Annotated in this window: 16 protein-coding genes and 1 pseudogene; 13 read left to right on the forward strand and 4 right to left on the reverse strand. The window is 61.7% G+C overall.

Annotation, left to right across the window (positions count from 1 at the left end; all coding sequences use genetic code 11):
• The first annotated feature begins 129 nt into the window (after positions 1–129).
• Positions 130–936, forward strand: coding sequence for a class I SAM-dependent methyltransferase (locus tag NLM27_RS39745; protein ID WP_254148449.1), 807 nt, complete (start codon positions 130–132; stop codon positions 934–936).
• A 54-nt stretch (positions 937–990) separates the two neighbouring features.
• Here NLM27_RS39745 and NLM27_RS39750 read toward each other — a convergent pair whose 3' ends face one another.
• Together NLM27_RS39750 and NLM27_RS39755 are read right to left on the reverse strand one after the other, a co-directional pair.
• Complete coding sequence (locus NLM27_RS39750; protein ID WP_254149040.1) at positions 991–1,806, reverse strand: DUF2927 domain-containing protein; 816 nt, start codon at positions 1,804–1,806, stop codon at positions 991–993.
• Between the two features lie 87 nt (positions 1,807–1,893).
• Positions 1,894–2,472, reverse strand: a complete 579-nt coding sequence (locus tag NLM27_RS39755; RefSeq protein ID WP_254148450.1) for a L,D-transpeptidase — start codon at positions 2,470–2,472, stop codon at positions 1,894–1,896.
• A gap of 266 nt (positions 2,473–2,738) precedes the next feature.
• On the opposite strand from NLM27_RS39755, the gene NLM27_RS39760 reads away from it, so the two are divergent.
• The 6 genes from NLM27_RS39760 (at position 2,739) to NLM27_RS39785 (ending at position 7,543) form a co-directional block, all read left to right on the forward strand.
• A complete protein-coding gene (locus NLM27_RS39760; RefSeq protein WP_254148451.1) occupies positions 2,739–4,286 on the forward strand; it encodes an acetolactate synthase large subunit in 1,548 nt (515 codons plus the stop codon).
• A 37-nt stretch (positions 4,287–4,323) separates the two neighbouring features.
• A complete protein-coding gene (locus tag NLM27_RS39765) occupies positions 4,324–4,842 on the forward strand; it encodes a hypothetical protein (RefSeq protein WP_254148452.1) in 519 nt (172 codons plus the stop codon).
• A gap of 161 nt (positions 4,843–5,003) precedes the next feature.
• Positions 5,004–5,375, forward strand: coding sequence for a hypothetical protein (locus NLM27_RS39770; protein ID WP_254148453.1), 372 nt, complete (start codon positions 5,004–5,006; stop codon positions 5,373–5,375).
• Between the two features lie 165 nt (positions 5,376–5,540).
• Positions 5,541–6,047 carry a hypothetical protein gene (locus NLM27_RS39775; protein ID WP_254148454.1) on the forward strand — a complete coding sequence of 169 codons (507 nt, stop codon included), beginning with the start codon at positions 5,541–5,543 and terminating at the stop codon, positions 6,045–6,047.
• Positions 6,048–6,143: 96 nt separating this feature from the next.
• Complete coding sequence (gene greA, locus NLM27_RS39780; RefSeq protein WP_254148455.1) at positions 6,144–6,626, forward strand: transcription elongation factor GreA; 483 nt, start codon at positions 6,144–6,146, stop codon at positions 6,624–6,626.
• Positions 6,627–6,865: 239 nt separating this feature from the next.
• On the forward strand, positions 6,866–7,543 hold the full coding sequence (locus NLM27_RS39785; protein WP_254148456.1) for a hypothetical protein: 678 nt from the start codon (positions 6,866–6,868) through the stop codon (positions 7,541–7,543).
• Positions 7,544–7,698: 155 nt separating this feature from the next.
• Here NLM27_RS39785 and NLM27_RS39790 read toward each other — a convergent pair.
• Positions 7,699–8,470: pseudogene (locus NLM27_RS39790) on the reverse strand (SDR family NAD(P)-dependent oxidoreductase).
• A 282-nt stretch (positions 8,471–8,752) separates the two neighbouring features.
• Between NLM27_RS39790 and NLM27_RS39800 the strand changes: the two are divergent.
• The 6 genes from NLM27_RS39800 (at position 8,753) to NLM27_RS39825 (ending at position 17,322) form a co-directional block, all read left to right on the forward strand.
• The gene (locus NLM27_RS39800; RefSeq protein ID WP_375142332.1) at positions 8,753–12,331 is read left to right on the forward strand and encodes a GAF domain-containing protein; all 3,579 of its coding nucleotides are present in this window, start codon (positions 8,753–8,755) and stop codon (positions 12,329–12,331) included.
• The gene (locus tag NLM27_RS39805) at positions 12,328–12,717 is read left to right on the forward strand and encodes a response regulator (RefSeq protein WP_254148457.1); all 390 of its coding nucleotides are present in this window, start codon (positions 12,328–12,330) and stop codon (positions 12,715–12,717) included. Before NLM27_RS39800 ends, NLM27_RS39805 begins: the two co-directional genes overlap by 4 nt.
• 115 nt (positions 12,718–12,832) lie before the next feature.
• The gene (locus tag NLM27_RS39810) at positions 12,833–13,672 is read left to right on the forward strand and encodes a universal stress protein (RefSeq protein WP_254148458.1); all 840 of its coding nucleotides are present in this window, start codon (positions 12,833–12,835) and stop codon (positions 13,670–13,672) included.
• Between the two features lie 194 nt (positions 13,673–13,866).
• Positions 13,867–14,172: a hypothetical protein gene (locus tag NLM27_RS39815; RefSeq protein ID WP_254148459.1), complete on the forward strand. Its 306-nt coding sequence runs from the start codon at positions 13,867–13,869 to the stop codon at positions 14,170–14,172.
• Between the two features lie 32 nt (positions 14,173–14,204).
• Positions 14,205–15,305, forward strand: a complete 1,101-nt coding sequence (locus tag NLM27_RS39820) for a tetratricopeptide repeat protein (protein WP_254148460.1) — start codon at positions 14,205–14,207, stop codon at positions 15,303–15,305.
• A 685-nt stretch (positions 15,306–15,990) separates the two neighbouring features.
• On the forward strand, positions 15,991–17,322 hold the full coding sequence (locus NLM27_RS39825) for an integrase arm-type DNA-binding domain-containing protein (RefSeq protein WP_254148461.1): 1,332 nt from the start codon (positions 15,991–15,993) through the stop codon (positions 17,320–17,322).
• 664 nt (positions 17,323–17,986) lie between these two features.
• On the opposite strand, the gene NLM27_RS39830 is transcribed toward NLM27_RS39825, so the two are convergent.
• The gene (locus NLM27_RS39830) at positions 17,987–18,442 is read right to left on the reverse strand and encodes a hypothetical protein (protein ID WP_254148462.1); all 456 of its coding nucleotides are present in this window, start codon (positions 18,440–18,442) and stop codon (positions 17,987–17,989) included.
• Positions 18,443–18,739 lie beyond the last annotated feature (297 nt).

Consider the following 18,739-nt stretch of genomic DNA (forward strand, 5'->3'; position numbering starts at 1 on the left):
GGCGATGGGTTCGCGCGCGCCGCGAGAGCGCGGCGCGTGCGGTCGAGAAGAGATCCTGCCGGAATGCGTTGAACCTTCGATGTCCGCCGCCAGCCTCATGAAGACCGACCTTGAGCAAAGGAGAGTTCCATGATCGCACAGGATCCGTTTGCAGGTTTCAAGGCCATCCAGAAGGAAGCCTGGTCGCTGTTCACACCGATGGAGGTCTTCACCACACCGGCCGCCGCCAAGCTCGTCAGCTTTGCCGGCGCTGCCGCTGGCCAGAGGCTTCTCGACGTTGGATGCGGCACCGGCGTCGTCGCGATCACGGCGGCGCGCCGCGGTGCGAAGGTGAGGGGTCTCGACCTGTCGCCCGTCCTGATCGAGCGGGCCCGCGAGCACGCAGAGCTGATGAATCTCGATGTCGGCTTCACCCAGGGCGATGCCGAAAGCCTGCCCTACGGGGACAACGAGTTCGACGTGGTACTCAGCCAGTTCGGCCACATGTTCGCGCCGCGTCCGGATGTGGCCATTGGCGAGATGCTGCGCGTGCTGAAGCCCGGCGGCACCATCGCCTTCTCCACCTGGCCGCCGCATCTCTATGTCGGACGCATGTTCGCCCTGGTCGGCCGCCACCTGCCGCCGCCCGAGGGCGTGGCATCACCGGTGTTGTGGGGCGATCCGAAGATCGTGGCCGAGCGCCTCGCGGGCAAGGCGAGGGACCTCTCCTTCGAGGTCGACATCATGACGCCCTCCGCGCTCAGTCCGCAGCATTTCCGCCGCACCATGGAAGCGACGATCGGACCCTTGATCAGGCTCGTTGCCCAGTACAAGGACGAGCCGGACAAGCTGCGCGGCTTTCGCAGCGAGTTCGAGGCGTTGATCTCCGAATATTTCGACGGCAGCAGCAACGTGATGCGCCAGCAGTTTCTAATGACAAAGGCAAGGAAGGTGTGAGGACGAGATCTCGGTCCAATTCCTTCTCCCCTTACAAAGGGGAGAGGGAAGAGATCACTCCTTCAGATGATTCACGCGCTTCACCCACGCTCGCACGTCGGCGAGCACGGCGGGAAGCACCGCCTTGGCCTCCGCCACCGTCATGCCGGGCTTGATGCGGGGATCGTAGAGCAAATTGAGGATGTACTGGTCGTAGACGTCGAAATAGCCCATCGAGACGTTGTCGTTGAACATGGTCCAGGGCACGCTCGCGGTGTCGTTGATCGGCCCGAGCGATTGCAAGAGCTCCTCATAGGCGCAGTCGAGGAAGACGAAATCGCCGTTGTCGACGGTGAGGATGACGTCGGAGTGCTCGATCTCGAAATTGTCGTTCTTGCGGAAGCCGGACAGGCATTGCGGATCGAGCGAGGTGCGGATCTCGCGCGCTTTCTCGGCGCCGTAGAAGCTGGTGAGGGTGCGGTAGAGGTCGCGGTCGCGCACGAGCTTGACCCGCACATTTGCGGCCTCGCTGGTGTCGGTCATGGCGATGTCGAGGTGCTGCACGCGCGTGGCGATGTCGCTCACGACCCTCGCAAGCTGCGTCCTGCGATCGGCGCGATCGCTCTCGGCGTACACGCGCACCGGCCCGTCGAACTTGCGGATACGGTCGACGCGGCCGGCGAGGTGGTATTCGGCGCCGAACGCCGTCTTCAGGAAGCCTTCGACGATCTCGCCGTCAGAAAAACTCTTCCTCTCGGAGCGCTGACGCGACGTGATCGCCGGCAATTCACCCGCGGCAGCCGCGATCACGGTGTCGGGCACCGATGTGAGTGCAGCGAGCGCCAATAGGGTAATGCGAAGGCCAAGCGAGGGCGGATTCATTGCGCTCATCGTCGTGCGACGCTGCCGCATTCGCCGCCTGCGCACAAGTCCGCAAATTCACGCGCCCTGCGGGTTCCCGCCGCAGTCGCCAGCCGGCTAGTTCCTCAGCACCACGACCGTGGTACCGACCCCGACGCGGCCATAGAGGTCGGTGACGTCGTCATTGGTCATGCGGAAGCAGCCCGAGGACACGGCCTGGCCGATCGTCTCAGGCTCGTTGGAGCCGTGGATGCGGTACAGCGTCGAGCCCAGATACATCGCGCGCGCGCCGAGCGGATTGTCGATGCCGCCTTTCATGTGGCGCGGCAGGTCGGGCCGGCGGGCCAGCATCTGCGACGGCGGCGTCCAGTCCGGCCATTCCTTCTTGGCGGTGATCCTGTGCACCCCGCCCCAGCGGAAGCCGTCGCGGCCGACACCGATGCCGTAGCGCAGCGCCTGGCCGTTCTGGAGCACCAAATAGAGCCGGCGCTCGCCTGTGTTCACCACGATCGTGCCGGGCGCGTAATTGGTCGGATACATCACGGTGGAGCGGGGAATCGGGCTCGCGCCGCCGCCGCCGAGAAAGCCGGTTGAGCTGGTGCCCGTGAAATCTATCATCCCCGCCGCGGATGCGTCGGCCGCGCCAGCCAGCAAGAGCGCCATTGCGGTCATCGGCGCGGCAAAAATCCGGATCATTGTTTCCCCCAGCAAGAAATCGATTCAATGAAAGCCACAGGCCATATTTGCGGGCATTTCGCAAGCCACGGCCCCGTGAGGGAGGCCATGCTCAGCGATCGGCGTTACCAATTCGGCAACCCCGCCAATTTGCCGAAAAGAATTAGCCAAACCGGCGCATCGTCGCGCGGGGCAGGGCAGCGATGGCGGCTATTGCTTTGACGGATCGCGCGAACAATGATTGATCGAACGGATATCTGGACAATGCCGATCGCGGGAGCCTTGGGATGAACGGTGCGGAAAGCCTGGTGCGGACGATGGTCAAGGGCGGGGTGGACGTCTGCTTCACCAACCCCGGCACCTCCGAGATGCATTTTGTCGCAGCGCTCGACCGCGTGCCCGGCATGCGCTGCGTGCTCGGCCTGTTCGAAGGCGTGGTGACCGGCGCTGCCGACGGCTATTTCCGCATGAAGGGAACGCCGGCCTCGACGCTGCTGCATCTCGGCCCCGGCCTCGCCAACGGCCTTGCCAACCTGCACAACGCCAAGAAGGCCAATTCCGGCATCGTCAACATCGTCGGCCAGCACGCCGTCTACCACATCGGCTACAACGCGCCGCTGACCTCTGACATCGAGGGCCTGGCCCGGCCGATGTCGTCCTGGGTCCGCACCTCGCCGGATTCCAAATCGGTCGCCGCCGACGGCGCCGCGGCGATCGCCGCTGCCAAAAGCGCCCCGCCGCAGATCGCGACTCTGATCCTGCCCGCCGACACCGCCTGGAACGAGGCCGACGGCATCGCCGAGGTTCCGGCCGAGCAGCAGCGTGCGAGCTATTCCCCCAAGGCGGTCGAGCAGGCCGCCAGGATCCTGCACGGCGACGGCGAGGGCACGCTGCTGCTGATGACCGGCAGCGCCCTCAGCGAGAAGGGCCTGGCGCTGACCGAGCGCATCGCCGGCAAGACCGGCTGCACCGTGATGGGCCCGACCTTCCGTCCCAAGATGGCGCGCGGCCGCGGCCGTTTCTCGATCGACCGCATCCACTACGTCATCGAGAACGCGCTGCCTATGCTGGCAAAATTCCGTCACATCGTGCTGGTCGAGTCCGACGATCCCGTAGCGTTCTTCGCCTATCCGAACAAGCCGAGCATGCTCAAGCCCGAAGGGTGCGACGTCCATCGCATGACCTCCTGGGGCGAGAACTCGGTTGCGGCGCTCGAAGCCCTTGCCGGCGCGGTGAAGGCCAGCGCCAAGGATGTCAAGCCGCAGGCGTTGGCTGAACTGGTCAAGCCGACCGGCGCGCTCACCTTCGCCTCGATCGCGCAGGCGATTGCCTGTGCGATCCCTGAGAACGCGATCATGGTCGACGAATCCCTGACCACCGGCCGCGGCTTCTTCCCGCCGACGGCGGCGGCCGCCCCGCACGACTGGCTCCAGAACATGGGCGGCTCGATCGGCTTCTCGACGCCGCTGTCGATCGGCGCTGCGATCGCCTGCCCGGATCGCAAGGTGATCACCATGGTCGGCGACGGCAGCGCGATGTACACGATCCAGTCGCTGTGGACGCAAGCCCGCGAGAACCTCGACATCGTCACCATCGTGTTCGCCAACCGCATCTATCAGATCCTGCGCGGCGAGTTCGACAATGTCGGCGCCGGCGAGCCCGGCCAGCGCGCCAACGACATGCTGCGGCTCGACCGCCCGACGCTGGATTTCGTCGCGCTGGCGAAGGGCATGGGCGTGCCCGGCCGCGCCGTCACCAATGCCGACGAGTTCAACAAGGCGCTGGCCGAAGCCGTCGCCGAGCCCGGGCCGCGCCTGATCGAAGTCCAGATGTAGAGGAACATCGGAACGGGCGCCGAAGGCCGGGGGCAAAATGCAGACCGAGCTGAACAAGGTGATCGCGGCGCTCGGGGACTTATACGCGCACGAAGCATTCCTGTTCGAGAAGGACGTCGGCGAGCGCGCGATCACGCACCGCTTCGCCGTGCATCTGGAGAAGCAGTTCTCGGGCTGGTCAGTCGATTGCAATTACGATCGGCTCGGCGAGCGCACGCTGCATCTGCCGCACGGCACCATCATCTCGACCGACGACCATCTCGGCAAGTCGATCTATCCCGATGTCGCCGTGCACCAGCGTGAGATCCCGAACAATCTGCTTACTATCGAGATCCGCAAGGCGAGCAATCACACGCCGCTGGAGCACGACCAGCACAAGCTGCGCGCGCTGACCGACGTGCATGTCTGGTTTCCCTACTGGATCGGCGCGCTGCTGGTGCTGGACAGGCATCACGTGACGATGTCGGAGATCTATGTCAGCGGGCTCGTCGATGAGCCGCAGTCGCGCTGGTTCGCAACGCGCCTTACGGAGACTGGCCTTGGAGCCGGAGCGTAGAACGTATTGCGTCGCCCCAGCTCGAGCGATGTCCGGTAGCGGGTAATGTGATCCCGGCCACAGTTCGCGCGCGGGTTCCAACCTATTCTGTCCGCACTTGCACGCCTCGATCCCGTGGGACTAGGCTTGCCTCATTCGGATCAGGTATTTTGGAGGTTCTGATGCAGAAGTCATATTTGCTGGCTGCGGCGGCGGCGTTGGTGCTCGTGATGCAAACGCCGCTGGCTCTGGCGCAGAGCGCTCCCGCCGCCGACGGAACCGCTCCGCCTGCCGCGACAAGCCCTGCGCCGGCCGCGACGCCGGCACCGGCCGCGACAACGGCGCCGGCTGCGACAACGGCACCGGCTGCGACCACCGACACCTCCAGCCAGCCCACCGCGTCCAAGAAGAGCGCATCGAAGAAGCCGGCGAAGAAGAAGATGACGCGGCAGCAGGAGATCGATCATTCGATCGACAGCGGCACCGTCCCGGCGCGCTACCGCAGCTCGGTGCCCAAGCAGTACCAGCAATATATTCCGTTCGATAAGCGGTAGCGGATGGCGCGGCGGCGCGACGCGATCAGCGGTCGCGTCGCCGGTGCAATCCAGGCACGGCTGGTGCGCGTCAAGACAACGCATCAAAACAAGAATCTGGAGCCTCCGTTCTGATTCAATCAGAACCGATCATGCTCTAGACTAGGCCAAAGTCCGGGGGGAGTGATGGTTGACGACGGGAAGGATGCTGGCCTGGTGGCCATGATCACCAGCATTCTGGGAGGCAGCAAGCGCGCCGAAATCGTTACACCGCCGCTCAGCGAGGTTCCACCGACCGCGCCGACAGATGGGGTTGAGGCGGTCGAGCCGTCCGCCCTCGAGGCTGCGTCAGCCAAGGCTGAGCCCGAGTCAGAGGCCAAGTCCGAGTCCGAGCCCGATGCCCCGCCGGCCGAGACAAAACCGGCCGAGGCACCTGCGAAAATAGCCACCACACGAGATGGCAAGCAATTGCTGCCTGCGGAAGCGATTGCCGATCTCGTGCTTGGCGAGTTGCGCAAGCTGGAGAATTTTCCGGCGACCGGCGCCTCGGTCACGGTCTACGGTTACAGGCACTGGAACGCCATGATCACCTTCGCGCCGTTCTCGACCACGTTCCAGAATGCGACCCGGTTCCGCCAGGCCATGCCGGACCTCGTGTTCAAGCTCCGTCGTTTCGTCGAACTTGAGATATAATTCGAGGCAACCGCCGGCGGTGGTCCAGCGCGCGATCCCGGAAATCGCGGCGCGAACGCATCGCCCTTCGCCAACCGAGTTGGACAGGATACCGAATTGAGCGTCGCCTTCACCAAGGAAGAGAGTGCCGAAACCGCGTCTGAAACGCTGTTGCCGGATCGCCCGATCTCGCCTCATGCCAACCTCGTGACCGAAACGGGCTTGCAGGCGTTGCAGACGCAGCTTGCCGAAGCGCGCGAGGCCTATGAGACCGCACAAGCCATCGATGACGTCAACGAGAAGCGCCGGCAATCGGCTGTGCCGCTGCGCGACGCCCGTTATCTGACCGAACGCCTGCGCACCGCGCAGGTCGTTCCCGATCCGACCTCGACCGATACCGTCGCCTTCGGCAGCACCGTCACCTTCAGCCGCGCTGACGGCCGCGTGCAGACCTATCGCATCGTCGGCGAGGACGAAGCCGATCCGAAGGCGGGATCGATCTCGTTCGTGTCGCCGGTCGCGAGGTCGCTGATGGGGAAGGCGGTCGGCGATGTCGTGGGGTCGGGCGCGCAGGAGATCGAGATTCTGTCGATCGCGTAAAGGCGGCCAGTGCGAGGCGAGGATTGCGCGGCAAAGGGTGCTATCGACAGAAGCAACCTCATTCGCCTAAAGCATGATCCGGAAAGATCATGGGCCAACGGCAGCTGAAGCGCAAAGCCGGTTCAGTCTATGTCCATCGCGCTGCAGCTGTCGGGAACGGAGACCATGGTATCTGAAGCACGAAGGAAGCAGAGCTCGATGGTCTCCGCCGCGTCCGCCAAACCGAGCTCGATGGTCGGATGAGACGGTTTCTGTCGGGAGCGGGGCCGTTTTACGCGCTGGCCGGATTGGCGATGTGCATGTATCTCGTCCTGTACAGGACGAACCTGTTCGACCTGAACGCCATCGTCCAGGATGCGACCGGTTCATCGTGGTTTCCGGCCTTCATGTTCGTCTGCGTGCTGCTGGAGTCGGTCTTTCCGTATTTTGGCTATTTTCCCGGAACAGCCCTCATCTTGATGTCGGTGGCGCTCAATCCGAAGGCCGCGGATCTCTCCGTTTTCATGGTGGCGTGGCTGGCCATCATCGCGGGCGCCGTCTTAAGTTACGGACAGGCTCGTTTTTTCAGACCGTTCTTGCAGCGGGTTGCCTCAAAAGCGGCGCTGAGCCGATGTGAGTCCTTGTTCGACGCCTACGGTCCTTATGCGCGCGTTGCCTTGTTCGTTCATCCCAACGCCTGCGCGATGTACTTCACGGCACTCGGACTTCTCGGCCGCAACCTGACGCGAGAGCTCGCCCATCTCAGTGTGGGTGCAGCGGTGTCCGTGAGCGTTCTGTTCGTCATCGTGACCAGACTTGTGTCGTCCGTAGGCCCCACCGATGATGGGCAATTGCAGGTGATGCTGGCGGCCGGGCTGGTCGCCATCGGGACCCTCGTCGGTCTCTACGCAGCCTGGCGGCCGGCTCCGGCGGATTGAAGCTTGCTTCGTCATTGCGAGCGCTGCGAAGCAATCCAGTCTGCCTCCGCGAACGCACTCAGGACTGCTGCGCTCGCAATGACGACGAATGGAGGCTTGAAGGGACGGGCGAGAAGCGACAAGCGACCAGCGAATGGTCGGTGCGCCCGTCGAGCTTAGACCTCCGGCAGTTCAACGCCCGTCAGCTTGCTCAGTTTGCCGATGAGTTGGTCCTGAAATTCCGGATTGGTTGCCTCACCGGCAGGCTCCTCCTGCCGCAGATGATGCCAGTAGCGCCCGCCCACCATGGCGGCGGAATCCTCGCTCACCGCGAGCCAGGCCTGGGTCCGTTTTCCGGTGTTTATCGCCCGGGGCGCCCGCGCCACCCATCTTCGTGCGTACCCATCCGGGATCGACGGCGTTGCTCAGGACCTTGGGCCAGCGTCGCGCCAGTGCGAAAGCCAGCGCGACGACGTGCAGCTTGCTCTCGGCGTAGGCCCTGGCCGAGTCCCAGGCCCGCTTGGTCCAATCGAGGTCGGTAAGCGAACCCTCTCCGCCGCGGTGCAATCCGCTGCTGAGATACACCAATCGGCCGGGCCGCTCGATCAGGGCCGTCAGCATGAATGGCGCAAGCGTGTTGATGGCCAGAGTCTCGGCATGGCCTTCCGGTGTCGAGCCACGACTCGGCCGCGTGTAGACGCCGGCGTTGTGGATGATCGCATCCATGCGGCCGATCGCGTTGACCTGATCCGCGATGCTCCTCGTCTCGGCGGCACGTCTGAGATCGCCGACCACCAACCCCGCGGCACGCGAGGTGAGCTCGCCGAGCGCGGCGGCACGATCGGCCGAACGCGCGTGCAGCACCACGCGATGCCCTTGATCAAGGAGCGATTGCGCCGCCGCCCGGCCAAGACCGTCCGCGCTGCCCGTGATGAATACGATCGCCATGCGCTGATTCTCCGGATGTCTCAGAAACGCACTTTACAGCGCGCGCCGGTATTCGTCCGGGCGAACTCGTCGCCAAGGACACGATCGCCGTGCGCGTCAGCCCCGACCTCCGCGCCGATCCCTGGCGAGGTGTTTCCGAGCAGCGGGTTGACGCGTAGCCGATTGAAAATCAACTCACGATAGGTCTGGTCGGAAAGACCCGAGAGTGGAATAATTCCCGACGCTTTCTTGATCAGATTTTAACGTCGGCCCCGAACCGGCTGGCGACATGGATTTTTCATGATGGCCGCGCTTCCTCAGGACGTGGTGGCGGATTTGCAGCAAGAGAACGCGCGGCTGCTTGCCGAATTGCGCGCCGCACAAGCTCGCGAGAGCGCCACCGCGGATATTCTCAAGATCATCGCCAGTTCGCCATCGGAGGTGAAGCCGGTATTCGATGCAATTGCGAGGCGGGCCAATGCCTTGCTCGGCGGTTTTTCGACAACCGTATTCCGCTTCATCGACGGCACTGCCCATTTGGCGGCATTCACGCCGACGAACTCTGCCGCCGATGAGGCCTTGAAGAAAATGTTTCCGCGGCCGATCGCCGATTTTGAGAGTTTCGCAAGAACACAGGCGGGTAAGGTGGTACCGACCCCCGATACTGAAGCGCTGACGAACGACATCAAATTCATCGCGCGCGCCCGCGGCTTTCGCAGCATGTTGTTCGTTCCGCTCGCGACCGGTGACGTGGTGATCGGCATGATCAGCGTGACGCGAGTCGAGCCGGGGACCTTTGCTCCACATCATGTGCAACTTCTGCAGACCTTTGCCGATCAGGCCGTTATCGCCATCGAGAATGCGCGGCTGTTCGATGAGGTGCAGGCGCGTACCGACGACTTGCGAGAATCGCTGCAGCAGCAGACGGCAACCGCCGATGTGTTGAAGGTCATCAGCCGCTCTGCGTTCGATCTGCAAACAGTTCTCGACACGCTGACGGAATCGGCGGCGGGGCTCAGCGGCGCCGACATGGCGGCAATCGTCCGGCAGGACACCGACGGCGCCTACTGTCATGCAACTCGGTACAATTTCTCGCCCGAGTGGGCCAGGGTCTCGGCGGGCATTCGACTGACTGCAGGACGCGGCAGCGTCGCCGGGCGCGTCCTGCTGTGCGGCAAAGCCGTCCAGATCCTCGATGTCGTGGCCGATCCTGAATATGCCTATCCCGAGCAGCAGCGGGCCGGGGGCTATCGGACCCTCCTCGGCGTACCCCTGCTTCGATCCGGAGAAACGATCGGCGTGCTGTTCCTGGGCCGCAAGACCGTGAATTCGTTCACGGACAAGCAGATCGACCTGGTCTCCACTTTCGCCGATCAGGCCGTGATCGCGATCGAGAATGTCCGGCTGTTCGATCAGGTCCAGGCGAAAACGCGCGATCTCGCCGAATCGCTCCAGCAGCAAACTGCGACTGCCGATGTGCTGAAGGTGATCAGCCGCTCGACCTTCGATCTGCAGTCCGTGCTCAACACGCTGGTCGATTCGGCGGCACGGCTGTGCGAAGCGGAGATGGCATTCATCATGCGCCGCGAGGGCGATGAATATCAGGCCGGCGCAGCGGTCGGGTTTTCCGAGGAATACATCGAATTCTTGCGGGGCCACCCGATTAGCCCCGGACGGGGCACGGTCACAGGTCGGGCCGTACTCGAGCGCCGGCCGGTGCAAATCCTCGACGTCGCTGCCGATCCCGAATACGGCCTGCACCAGTCCATTACCATGGCTGGTCAGCGCACGGCGCTCGGCGTTCCCCTCCTGCGCGAGAACGAGCCGATCGGCGTGATCGTGATCGCTCGCAGGCGCGTGCAGCCCTTCACGGAAAAGCAGATCGAGCTCGTCGCCACATTTGCCGACCAGGCCGTGATCGCGATCGAGAATGTACGGCTGTTCGAACAATTGCAAACCAGGACGCGAGATCTGTCCGAGACGCTGACTTACCAGACCGGCAGCGCCAATATCCTGCGGGTTATCGCTTCCTCGCCGACCGAGGTCGGTCCGGTGCTCAAGGCGATTGTGGAAAGCGCATGCGGACTTTGCGAGGCATATGATGCGCTGGTCGTCCTCAGGGATGGCGACGACATCGTCGTCCAGGCGCACCACGGACAAGTTCCCGTGGTTTGGAGCCGGCGATCGATCAGCGTCAAGTCACCCTCCGGCCGGGCCATTATCGACCGTCGCACCGTTCATGTGCACGATCTGCTCGGGCCGGAAGGGAAGGAATTCCCGACAGGACGGGAATACGCGCTCCGTTCCAACGTTCGAACCGTTCTGAGTGTGCCGCTGTTGCGCGAAGGCGAGAGCATGGGCGCGATCGTGCTCCGTCGTACGGAGGTGCGCCCATTCGGCGAGAAGCAGATCAGCCTGCTTCAGACCTTTGCAGACCAGGCTGTTATCGCCATCGGCAACGTCCGTCTGTTCGAGCAATTGAACGAATCGCTGGAGCGACAGACGGCGACGTCGGAGGTGCTGGAAATCATAAGCGCTTCATCGGGCGCATTGATCCCGGTCTTCCACAAGATGCTGGAGAATGCGACGCGAATTTGCGGCGCTGGCTTCGGCACCATGAATCTCTACGAGGATGGCGGCTTTCGCACGGTCGCCCTGCACAACGCGCCGCAAGCCTACGTTGACACCCGGCTATACCAGAGGATTCGTCCACATCCAGCAAGCGGGCTCGGTACCGTCGAGAAAACTCATCAGACGGTTCATATCGACGATATCAGGACTCAGCCACCCTACGTCGAAGGCAACGCGAATGTTCGCGCGCTTGCCGACCTTGCCGGCGCAAGGACCCTCGTCATCGTGCCCATGCTTAGGGAAGATGAGCTGATTGGCACCATCACGATCTTTCGTCAGGAAGTGAAGCCCTTCACAGACAAGCAGATCGAGCTCGTATCCAATTTCGCACACCAGGGCGTGATCGCGATCGAGAATGCGCGCCTGCTGAATGAATTGCGCGAGCGCACTATGGAACTGTCGCAATCGCTCGAGGAATTGCGAAATGCGCAGGATCGGTTGATCCAGACCGAGAAGCTTGCCTCGCTCGGGCAACTCACCGCCGGCATTGCACATGAAATCAAGAACCCGCTCAATTTCGTCAATAATTTTGCTGCGATTTCCTCCGAACTGATCGACGAGCTCAGTGACGGGCTGCGCTCAGTCGCACTCGGCGAGACAGCAAGGCAGGACATCGACGCGCTGATACACATGCTGCAAGGCAACCTGGAAAAGATCGTGCAACACGGAACGCGCGCCGATTCCATTGTCAAGAACATGCTCCTGCACTCGCGCGAGGGGTCTGGCGAGCGCCGCTCGGCCGATATCAATGCCATCGTCGAGGAAAGTCTCAACCTTGCTTATCACGGGGCGCGCGCTGAAAAAGCAGGCTTCAATATCACGCTTGAAACGAATCTCGATCCGTCTGCTGGGGCGCTCGAGTTATACCCGCAGGAAATCACGCGGGTGTTCCTCAACCTCGTTTCAAATGGCTTCTACGCGGCTAGCAAACAAAGGGACGCCGCCGGCGACGGCTTCGAGCCAAGGCTGTGGGCGACGACCACAAATCTCGGCGGCTCCGTCCAAATCCGGATTCGCGACAACGGCGCGGGGATCCCGGTCGACGTGAGGGAGAAAATATTCAATCCATTCTTCACAACCAAGCCCGCGGGCGAAGGAACCGGTCTAGGCCTTTCAATCTGCCACGACATCATTGTGAAGCAGCACGGCGGCAGCATCGAGGTCGATACCGAGCCTGGCGATTATACGGAGTTCATCATTACGCTGCCGCGTACGCTGGCGGCACCAGGGCAGACCGGAGGCAGAAATTGAGCGTCTATATCATGGTGGTCGACGACGAGCCTGATGTCGAGGCGCTGTTCCGCCAGCAATTCCGACGCGATCTGCGCGCCGGTCGCTTTCTCATGGAGTTTGCATCGTCGGCACCCGAGGCCTTGCAGCGCGCGGTCGAGATTGAGGATGCCACCCTGATCCTGATCCTGTCCGACATCAACATGCCCGGAATGAGCGGGCTGGAGATGCTACCTATCGTGCGCTCGGCCCGTCCCGATGTTCCGGTCATCATGATCACGGCCTACGGTGACGCCGAGACCAGGCGCAAGGCGCTGGCGAACGGCGCGGCCGACCTGTTGACCAAACCAATCGACTTCGCGGCGCTGCGCCAGGAGATCGATACAAGACTTGAGCAGGCCGCATGACTGTAACCGTTCTCCTGGTCGATGACGAACCGGCTCGGCTTGCAAGGTGAGACCATATCCCGGTGAGATGAAGCATCCGACGTCCAATGTTCACCGAAAGCACTGGGAGGTACGAATGAAGACGCTCTTGGTCCCGCTCCAGAATATCTCGATGATGCCATCCACGCTCGATGTCGTCGTGGGCCTCGCGCAACGTTCCGGTGCCTACGTCGAAGCTTTTCCACTCCGGTTCGGCATCCCCCGATATCTAACCGCAGAATTGGCCACCGGCATTCCTGTAGATGCGTACCAGGACAAGAGCGAAGCCGAATTGAACGACATGCGCAACTTTTTCGAGGCATTCATGCTGAGGCACGATATTCCCCGAGCCACGGCGGGATCGAGCAGACCATGCTTCGGCTGGCTGGAAAACGCGCCTGAGGGCGAAGACTTCGTCGGGAGTTATGGACGTGCCTTCGATCTGATCGTGATGGCACGGTCTGACGCTGATGCTGCGGGCCCTCACCGTCGCGCGATCGAATCCGCGTTGTTCGAGAGCGGCAGGCCCGTCCTGCTGGCGCCATTGAACTCATCAAGAAGCATCGCGACCAACATCATCATCCACTGGAACGGCAGTACCGAACAAGCGCGGGCAAACGCATTTGCCATGCCGTTGCTTCGTCTGGCCGAAAGAGTATCGGTCCTAACTGTTGTTGGGGGGCAAGGGGTACCGGGACCATCTGCCGACCGGATCGTCCAGCAACTGCGCTACAACGATATTGCAGCCGATGTGATGAGGGTTGAACTGGAGAACCGCGACACCGGAGAGGCGGTCCTCGATGCCGCCAGAGCTCAGGGCTGCGATCTATTGATCAAAGGAGCCTTCACCCGCACCAGGCTGCGGCAAATGATATTCGGTGGAGCGACCAGCTACATCATGGAACACGCGGATTTGCCGGTCCTGATGGCTCATTAGACCCGCATGGAGGTTTCTCCGAAGAGTGCCGTCCTGCCCCTGTTCTGCCCGACGCCTTTTCATGGTGGCTGAGGCATCTCGCAAAGGAAAAGCTAACCACGTGCGAGGGCTGCACACGCGAGGCATGGAAAGAGCAATCAACCAATGATAGCATTTTCTTTCTGAGACCAACCAAGGGGACAGTCGTACCTGGAATGACCAAGCTTCGCTCTTGGTTTCTGCCTGTTGCTGCGTGGATCGCTCTCGTCGGAGTTCTTCTCGCCTGGTTTACGCTCACACCACGCGGTGGTGCGCCGTACTGGTTGGTGAGTCTGATTGTGTCCTGGTTGCCCTTCCTGGGGCTGGTGGGCGTTTGGCTATGGTTTTCGCGCAGGAATGGGCGCGCGTCATCCGGTGCGAGTTGGGTCGATCTCTTCGAGCAGCAGATCGTGGAAACCCAACGCACGAACGCATTGTTGGAGAGGATCGCGGTGGCTCTTGAAAAGCCGTCCGCCGGTTAGCTCAAGCACTGGTGCATCGCGGGGAGAAGAGGATGCGCTCTGGGATTTCCGCGCATGTCCGGCTGGTTGCCTTGGTATTGGCAGCGGCCGCTGCCGTGAGCCGACCAGCAGCAGCCGACGATCGACAGGAGTGTTTGAACGGATCGAAGGAAACCGCTGCCGCGACCATCGCCGCCTGTACACGCGCGATTGAAAGGGGAGACTACGACGATGGTGACCTGTCCAACCTGTATCATCACCGCGGCTACTCCTGGTCGTGGACAAGTCTCTCCGATCGCGTCGACCGCGCCCTCAAGGACTACACCGACGCGATCCGGCTTGAACCGAAAGCTGTTAGCTCACTGCTCAACCGCTCGCATATCTACAACCAACGGCATGACTACGACCGGACGATAGCGGATGTGAACCGGGCGTTCGAAAGCGGCCTGTCGGACTATGGAAAGCGGGTCGGATACGGCGAGCGCGGCTACGCCTATCAAGCCAAAGGTGACAACGACCGTGCCATCGCGGACTATACCGACAGCATCCAGCTCAATGCGAACAACTATGTCGCCCTCACGGCCCGCGGCAGTGCCTACCATGCCAAAGGCGATCTCGATCGCGCCATTGCCGACTACGACCAGGTGATCGCGCTTTACCCGAAATATGCGCTCGCCTACTACAACCGCTGCCTCGTATACAGGGAAAAGGGTGACCTTGATCGCGCCATCGCCGACTGCAGTCAGGCGATCGCGCTCTGTCCGCAATACAGGGACGCCTATTACTACCGCGGCTACGCTTATCAAGCCAAGGGTGACGTCGACCTTGCCATCACCGACTACGATCAGATCATCGCGCTTGATCCGAAAGATCGCGACGCCCATAGCAGTCGCGCCACTGCATACCTCTCCAGGGGCGATTTCCGCCGCGCCATCGCGGACTTTGGCCAGGAACAGGTGCTATTATGGCTCGCCACCATTGTCTTGCTAGCTGCGATTGGCTGGCTTTGTAGCCGAACAGGCGTGCATGCGCGCCGACGGTGGTCCGGGCGGACAATGATCGAGGTTCGCGAACAACAGATTGCCGACATGCAGCACAGGAACGCCGCCCTGGAGAGGATCGCGCTGGCTCTGGAGAAGCATTCGTCGGGTTAGCGCAACGGAAAGCGCTTTATCGTCTTGGGTGCATAAGGGATCGAGCGAACTCTCTCTCGCTGAGCTACGCGCTCTTCAGCCGCCGATGTGCGGGATGCGGCCTCTCTTCCAATCGCGTGCGGGCTCTCCCGAATGATGCCATTGTGCCCCTGTTTTGCCCGACGCGTCAACCGGAATTCGGAAAAGTCGCAACCCCTTGTTTTCGCTCGCGTCAGCTACTGTGCATGGGGTTGTTTTCGCATGTTTAATCGAGGCGGCCCCCGGAGCCTGTCAGGCGTCGACCATCGACTGTAGCCGGCATGTTTCAGGAAGATGGATGGTGGGCGCACAAGGGATCGAACCTTGGACCTCTCCCGTGTGAACCACAATCCGTAGACCCGAGCCAACCAAATCCGGCCATAGTTGAAATGTAAAAACCCCTTCAATTAAGATGGGTTGTAGCCCTATTCGGCCATATGAGCCCATAGGTGACCTTGCTACATTTTGTATGCCCCCGTTGTGCCCGCCGTGGATTTTCCCTCGGGGCACAAAAACGAGGGGAGGTCTGAGACCCGGTTCTGTTTGGGTCTGTGGATCCTCCCCGCGCAGGCACACGGCAAAAGGGGAGGGTCTGAGGCCCAGTTCTGTTCGAGAGCTGCCCGCCCTTTTTGCGGGGCACGCTGGGCACAGAGAGAGGGAAGGAATCATGACGGAGCCGGCCAACCAGCTTACACTCACCGATACGGTGATCCGCAACGCAACGCTGCCGCCGGGTAAGGCGCAGCATTATCTCCACGACGACAAGCTGCCCGGCCTTGCCTTGCGCATGCGCGCCACCGGCGGCCGGACCTGGGTCTACCTCTTCACCAAGCCGGGGGTGAGGGGTACCCAGCGCAAGACCCTCGGCGCGTGGCCCAAATATAATGAGAAAGCCGCGCGCAAGGCCGCCACCATCGCCGCAGGCGAGGTCGTCAAGGGCTTGGACCCAAACGACGCGAAGCGCGAGGCGAGGCGGCAACAGGCAGCCGAGAAGCAGCGCACCACGCTCGCGACCCTCATTGTTGAAGATGGTCCCTACCAGACGTCCCTGACCGAACGTCAAGTGGTAAATTGGAAGCCAGCAATGTCGGCGCTGCGGCGCGGGCTCAAGGATCACGCCGAAAGCGGTGTGGGGGACCTAACGCGACGGCAGATCATGGCTGCGGTCGACAAGATTGCCAAGACCGGCAAGCGCGGTGCAGCTAGGGACTTGCGCAAGCACGTGCATACCTTCCTCGAATGGTGCGTCGGCGAGGGCTATGTCGAGCACAACGTACTCGCTGGCTATCGCGCTCCCAAGGAAACGCGCGCGCAAAGGGTCGGACGCCGAACGAAGGGTCGCGCGCTGACCGATGAGGAAATCATCAAGATCTGGGATGCATCCGGCAAGCTCGGGGCGTTCGGTCTCCTGGCACGCATGTGCCTGCTCGGCGGCCCACGCCGCAGCGAGCCTACCATGATCGAGTGGCGAAAGCACATCATGGACGACCGGATCACCTTCGACGCAACGTGGACCAAGATGGGGCTGCACCACGATGTGCCGCGCACTCACCTGGTTGACGAGGTGCTCACGGCCGCGAAACATTTCCAGCGGGCAACCTCCGACTATGTCTTCCCATCACCAAAGACCGGCGGCCAGATGTCCGGCTTCACCAAGATGGTCAATCGCCTGGTCAAGGAAGCGAGCGTCGCCAAGTTCACCATGCATGACTTAAGGCGCAGCTTGCGCACCATCATGTCGCGTTGCGGCTACGACAACGAAATCCAGCGGCTGTGTGTTGGGCAAAAGCCAAGCGGAATTGATCAGGTCTACAATCACGACGAACAGTGGATCATCCGCAAGATGGCGTTCGAAGCAGCCCACGACTACATTGCCGAATTGGTCGGCGCGAAACGGGTCGGCAAAATCGTGCGCCTTCAGCGGACGAATCCGCTTGACCCGATCAAGGCCGAACTCCTCGGCCGTCTCCGTGAGCATTATGCGGCTGAGGCGCCCTAGTGGTCCTATCGCACTTGGCCAGATAGTCGCGCACCGCATCGACACGATAGAGAGGCCGGCCATCGACGTAGCGCCACTTCAGCGGGTGGTTTGGATCGCGCCGCCACTGTTCCAGCGCTCCGGGCGTGCGCCGGATGACCGCGGCCGCCTCTAATGCCGTCAAATTAGAGCTGCTCGGCAGTGTATCGATATCGAACGTCGCCGGTGGCGGCATGCCACGGTTCTTGCGACGCCGCTTTGTGGCAGGCGGCACCTTGATGTCGTCTGGCGACCCAAGTGTCTTGATCCGGGTCTTTCCGTCTTTGCCGCCCATGCCTCAGCTCCGAACCATGATCGGTCTTAGGCAATAAGATCCTAGCCTTCTCAAGCAAGAAAGAAATCTAAAGCGCTGTTATGGCTGCTGGGTAGCTGTGGCGTGCAAATAGGACGAGTCGCTCCCTTTGCCGAGAGGTTGAAGCTGTCTGCGGTCTGGGGCCGATCGGCATCCCAAAATATTGATGGACCTCGCATCTGGGGTCAATGTTAGCTGAAAATGATTGGTTTGGTCGTCGATTCGGAAAGCGCTCGGGAAGATACCTTCGCGCTCGCTTTGGCGAACCCAACGGTTTGCAGAATTTTCTTCGCAGCGACGGCAGCGACAATCTCGTGCATTGGGATTTCAATATTAAGATTTCTGCGCGCACAGCAGCAGATAAATCAGTGGAAAGCTTGGTTTCTCTCGGACCAGAACAAATCTGGCTTCCTGGCCACAGTCAGCGCCGTCCAGGTCCCACAGCATATGGCCCGAAATCCGACCTACAACAAATATGTTCTCGTCTTCGATCGTCGAGCAGAATACGCGGGCAACGAAGATCGTAGGCGGCTTGTGAAGGCCGCCGAAACTGACGATTTCAAGATCATCACGTTCGACAGTCTTGCGGAGGGTCTCAGCCAAAAACAAGAGCGCACAGTTGGTAGTCGGCATAATCAATTCATCGATATCCTTGCCGACGAGATCACGGATGCGGGGATGTATGCGTGGATGGAGTCGACGCAGCTTCGCGTGAGCAAAGCGCTCCACGAAAGGCTGAGAAAGGGGGGCTCCAATCACTTCGTCCTCGGCGATGATGGCCAGCGGCAAGAACCGCTCAGCCGCGCCGCTTCGCTGGTCCGGGTTCGGCCTAACTGATCTTCGTTCCGGACAGCGTCGAAACAGCAGGCCGGCGAGCCGATCATGACCTTTCGTTGTAGAGGATCGCCTGAAACGGCCAGGCTCGAAATCGGCTTCCTGTAACTTATTGAAATACAGCGGTTTTTTGTTGGTGCCTCGTGGGAGCCTGGAAACGCCGAATGGCCGCCCCGCGTTCTCCCCAAAAAATATGCGTCGTTCCGGCAGCGTGGGCTAGAGTTGCGCGCGGGCAATGTGCGTAATCCAGAG

The sequence above is a fragment of the Bradyrhizobium sp. CCGB12 genome (assembly GCF_024199845.1).
Lineage (GTDB): Bacteria > Pseudomonadota > Alphaproteobacteria > Rhizobiales > Xanthobacteraceae > Bradyrhizobium.